Raw genomic sequence first — 490 nt, 5'->3', positions numbered from 1 at the left:
GCGGGGGAGCGGGGGCCGCGACGGGCGCGGTCTCCGGCTCCTCGATCGAGACGCCGAAGTCGGTGGCGATGCCCGCCAGGCCGTCGGCGTAGCCCTGGCCCACCGCGCGGACCTTCCACGCCCCGCCGCGCCGGTAGACCTCCACGACGATCAGCGCCGTCTCCGGCCCGAGCCGGGGCGGGGTGAAGCTCGCCAGGACGGCGCCGCTGTCGGCGTCCCGGACGGTGCCCGTCGGCTCGACACCGGCGAACGTCGCGCCCGGCGCGTCGAGGCTGGCGGTGACCACGATCCGCTCGACGTCCGAGGGGACGGTGGAGGTGTCGACGGTGATGGTGTCCGCACCGCCGCCGCTGCCGTGCCGCACGCCCGGCGCGTTCGGCTGGTTGTAGAACACGAAGTCGGCGTCCGACCGGACCTTGCCGTCGGGGCCGAGGAGCAGTCCGGACACGTCGACCCGGGTGGGGGCGGAGACGTCGACGCTGACACGGGG

Annotated in this window: 1 protein-coding gene; it reads right to left on the bottom strand. The window is 75.9% G+C overall.

Going from position 1 to position 490, the window contains the following annotated elements; translation table 11 throughout:
* Nucleotides 1-490: TerD family protein (locus tag FNX44_RS27555; protein WP_173019324.1), on the bottom strand; the 490-nt coding region annotated here is incomplete at both ends.

Source organism: Streptomyces alkaliterrae (assembly GCF_007097205.2).
GTDB lineage: Bacteria > Actinomycetota > Actinomycetes > Streptomycetales > Streptomycetaceae > Streptomyces > Streptomyces alkaliterrae.
The sequence above is the reverse complement of the archived record's forward strand: the minus strand, read 5'-3'. Positions and strand labels throughout refer to the sequence as shown.